The organism is Caballeronia sp. M23-90 (assembly GCF_053574605.1).
In genome coordinates, this window is the sequence record NZ_JBSIPA010000541.1 from 1 (window position 1) to 4,162 (window position 4,162).

The 4,162-nt window shown below is 60.7% G+C and carries 4 protein-coding genes; 1 reads left to right on the top strand and 3 read right to left on the bottom strand.

Annotated elements, in window-relative coordinates; all coding sequences use genetic code 11:
- Positions 1-124 precede the first annotated feature (124 nt).
- The 3 genes from ACRXB1_RS32035 to ACRXB1_RS32045 form a co-directional block, all read right to left on the bottom strand.
- Positions 125-1,204 carry a glycosyltransferase family 4 protein gene (locus tag ACRXB1_RS32035; RefSeq protein ID WP_449494317.1) on the bottom strand — a complete coding sequence of 360 codons (1,080 nt, stop codon included), beginning with the start codon at positions 1,202-1,204 and terminating at the stop codon, positions 125-127.
- Positions 1,201-2,877 (bottom strand): O-antigen ligase family protein, encoded by a 1,677-nt coding sequence (locus ACRXB1_RS32040; RefSeq protein WP_449494318.1) that lies wholly within the window; start codon positions 2,875-2,877, stop codon positions 1,201-1,203. Before ACRXB1_RS32040 ends, ACRXB1_RS32035 begins: the two co-directional genes overlap by 4 nt.
- Before the next feature lie 131 nt (positions 2,878-3,008).
- Complete coding sequence (locus ACRXB1_RS32045; RefSeq protein WP_449494319.1) at positions 3,009-3,521, bottom strand: GNAT family N-acetyltransferase; 513 nt, start codon at positions 3,519-3,521, stop codon at positions 3,009-3,011.
- 335 nt (positions 3,522-3,856) lie between these two features.
- Here ACRXB1_RS32045 and ACRXB1_RS32050 point away from each other — a divergent pair, with 335 nt between their 5' ends.
- Positions 3,857-4,108 (top strand): acyl carrier protein, encoded by a 252-nt coding sequence (locus tag ACRXB1_RS32050; RefSeq protein ID WP_056364015.1) that lies wholly within the window; start codon positions 3,857-3,859, stop codon positions 4,106-4,108.
- Positions 4,109-4,162: the final 54 nt, after the last annotated feature.

The following is a 4,162-nucleotide window of genomic DNA, read 5'->3' on the forward strand; positions in this document are numbered from 1 at the left end:
CCTGGATACGCAAACTAACTTTCTGTTTCACCTGCGGCGAATGCGCGTCTATAGGATGGGTCACCCGGAAAGTTGCGCCTGCTGCGAATGGCCGGGCTGTTCCCATCCAAGTGTAAAGAAGGGCTTAGAGCCGCGTGATCGCGTCGGCGAGCGGGCGTTCATTGTCGGGGTCGTCCAGCACCACGCCGCATTCGGGCGTAATCACTTCCGCACCGCCCGACGTATGCACGGTGATCACCGGCAAGCCCGAGGCAAGCGCTTCGAGCATGACGAGGCTCATCGCTTCGTAACGCGACGGGAACACGAACGCATCGGCGCAACGCATCAGTGCAGGCATTTCGCGGATCATGCCCACGAAGTGCACGCGGTCAGCGATGCCGAGTTCTGCGGCCATTGCCGGATAGGGACTCTTGTCCGTGCCGGCCGCGACCGTCAGATGCACGCTCGGCGAGCAGGTCACCATGGCGCGAAGCACGGTATCGAGGTTCTTGCGGGCTGTGCGGATATCGCCCGCGAAAAGCAGCATGAACGGCGCTTCAGGAAGCTTGAAACGCGCACGCTGCGAGGTTTGCGACGGGTCCGGCGAAAACTCGACGTTGTCCACTCCGTTATGAATCACGCGGATCTTGTCACGCGGCATGCCGAGGTCCACCAGTTCGGCGGCGACTTTCTCCGATACCGGCACGAGCACGCCAGCACGCTTGAACGCCCAGCGTTCGCACCACGCGTTCAGGCGCGTGAACAGCACTTGATAAGCCCCATACGGACCGCCGCTCAGGCGAAACGGGTAATAGCCGCTCTTGAACCAGCCGGTGTGAACAAAGTGAATGGCGTTGACGTCGGCACGCGTCCACGCAATGAAGCCGTTGACCTGCACGACATCGAACTCAGCGCGGTGAGCACGAATCCAGGCCGCTGCGCGCAACGCGAAAGACTGGTATTTGAGCAAGCGCGTCGGCACGCGGCTTGGCGCAAGCCGAACGACGGTGATACGCGGATGACGGGACAAGGTTTCATCGACTGTCGTGCTCAGCAACGTGACGGAGTGGCCGGCCGCGAGTGCGGCCTGAACGACTTCGTAGTTGACGCGCCCTTGTCCGTCGTTCTTGCCGACGGTGTGGGTGACGATAAGCAGGTTCATGCGATCCTCGTTGAATACTGGAAGGTCGGCCTTGCGATCGGCCCGCTCGATAGTGGCGCTCATGGGACCAGCGGCGAAGGCAACGCAATGCTTTGTTGAGCAGCGGTTCCGGAAGGTGCCGGCGCTTCTGCAGTGGTGGCGGCGCGCTTTTGCGCTTTCATCTGCTGATCGGCACGAGTCTGCATTTCGAGCGCGTAACGCCTTCCGGCGACCGGCAACATCACCCCGATGAAAAAGAACACGCCGCCGCCGCCGACCAGTGTGTTGAGAAACACCATCATCGCGAGGATGCCGAATGCGGCGGCTGTACCCGCCACGGCAAAGCGGTCGTTCTTGCGGCTGAAACTCGTGACGAACGCGCGCAGCACCAGCATCACCACACCCGCGGCGTAGAGCAGCGTGCCCGGCCAGCCCAGCACGAATGGCACTTCCATCAGGCCACTGTCGAAGTCGACGCTGCCCGACGACGAACCATCGCCGGAAAGCTTCGACCCAAGACCCGTCATGCCGAGTCCCTGACCCGCGATGTTGGTAGTCATCTCCGAGAGGAAGTGCTTGTAGATCTCGGTTCGCGTCTGATAGCTGTCGTCCTGGTTGAGTTGCGTGACCGTCGAGAAGCGCGCCGTGGCCTTCTCGGTAATCTCGTCTACCATCAGCGCCGGCGAACAGAGCAGCACGATCACCGCAATTGCGCCGGCAAGGCGCAACCGGCTGCGGCCGTCGAGCATGATGAAAAGATAAATCAGCCCGATGGCGAGACCGCCGAGCACGCTGCGCGACATCGTACCGATCAACGCCGGAACCGCCAGCCCGCCCGCAAGCATCGCCATCTTGTTTCGCGCGGCGAGCGTCATCAGGAGACAGACCATCATCGCTATGGCGAACGGACCGGACGAATTCATCGTGCTCGAGACACGCATGGAATACGGCGCCGCGACGCCTTCGGAGACCATCCCCGAGTTTTGCAGCCAGAATGCGTCCCATGGTGGCGGACTGACGTACTGGAACACGCCATACGCCGCGATCACCAATCCGCCGAAGACAAAGGTCTTCAGCAGGACGCGGTGATATTCGGGGTAATGCCGCCACGTGATGAGCACATGAAAACCGATGAGCACCGGAAACAGCCACGAGATCAGCATGTATGACGCCGCTGCAATGCCCGCCCCCACCATGCCGATGAAATAACCGTATAGCGTGGCGAGCACGATCAGCGTAAGGGGAATGGCGCGCCGTTGCATCAGCACTCGAAAGTGGGTCAGCAGGTTCATGCCGCAGATTGACGCGGCCATTACCGGTGCCAGCATGATCAGGCTGCGTTCGCTGAATGCGCCGTTGAAGAAATCGGCGAAGCGTCGCACTTCCGGCGTGAGGAAAAACAGCCAAAGCACGAATGACAGGTAGTGTGCGGGCGAACGCCTGAAGAGCAACGCGGCAACCACGAGCGCCCCGGCGGGGAAGATGAATTCGACGAGGCGGCCCTGATGCAGTACGAGCAGCAATATCGTGATTGCTGCAAATCCGATCGGGGCGATCATCAGACGGCGACGGCGGCCCGCTTCGGCGCGCTTTTTTGCCTTGGGCGAACTGGCGGCGTTCATAGCGCGTGCGTCCTCGACGGACGCGGAGTCGTTCGCGGCCATCTTTTCGCGCTGCGCCATCCAGGGCGTTTTCCATGTCTCGACGCGTCCATCCTGCGACTCGTCTCGAACATTCGTGATCGAAACACTCGACATCGTGCAATCCTGAAAAGTAGAGGTCGGCTCAGTGAAGCGTGCAATGCACGCAGCTGCGCGTCCTCTGTGTCATTTGGAAACGTCCAATGCCGACGCTGGGCACCTGCTTGATCAAACTTGCTGCTACGGCTTCAAAACGTTTCGACGGTATCGATGCAACCCGCCGTCCTCGCGAGGCCCAGGTTCAGACGGCTTTTACGTACCAGGCTGATCGTGCGGATTCCACGTTCGTCGAAAGGCCCATCGTTCTTGCGAAAACCGAATGCTTCATAAAACCCGCGCAAACTCACCGGCGCAAGTAACCGGATGCTGCGTCCGGGCCAGCGTTCGCCCGCCGCTGCAATCACCCGCTCGATCAGCACGTGCGCCGTGCCATCGCAGCGCCGCTGCGGACTTGTCAGGATCTTGTCCACCACGACTTCCGCCGCTCCCGTCCCGCCCTCATGCAAGCGCGCGTAAGCGATGACGGGCATTGAACGGGAAATGTCTTCCGCCGCGAATACATGAACCGATGTCTCGTCGCGCCCATCCGGATCCAGATGCACGCAGGACTGTTCGACAACGAACACAGCGCTTCTCGCGCGGAGGATCAAATACAGTTCCCGCGCGGTGATCTGTTCGAAGTCGAGGGCTTTCCAGTTCATGTCCGGGTCCGGTCGTGAGAACACCGGCAGCACCGGCTTGTTCCATGTTCATACGATACGTCGCCAACCGCGCAGCTTCCGTGCGCCATCGCACCGACGCCACCCCTTGTCAATTCGTTAAATACGGTCATCGGAGAGCAATCCGGCATTGAGGAACGGCAGCGAGAAAAAGCCCGGCATCCAGACACTTGGAATGACCGATCAGGCTTCACAACAAGCGAGCCGTTATGGATTGCGAGACCAACCCGGTCCGTGAACGCGACAAGCCAGTACGAGTGGCCGCGTCCGGTTTTTAGGTGACACACCTTTAGTGACGCTTCTTTGGGGGCTATTAAATGAAATCCGCACTGCGCCGCATCCTTACCGAATCCGCCCGGCTCGACGTTCCGGCCGAATCACTTGCTGATGACGCCGATCTTTACGCCGCGGGACTGTCGTCGCTCGCAACCGTTCATCTGATGCTCGCCGTGGAAGACGAGTTCAACATCGAGATTCCTGACCGCATGCTCACGCGCCGCCTGTTTTCGTCCATCGACGCGCTCGCTGCAGCGGTTACCGAATTGCAACAGGCACAGGCGGCCGCATGAACGCCCCGGTGCAGGCCGCTGTTTTGACAGCGAACGCCGACCGGGCTGCAGTCA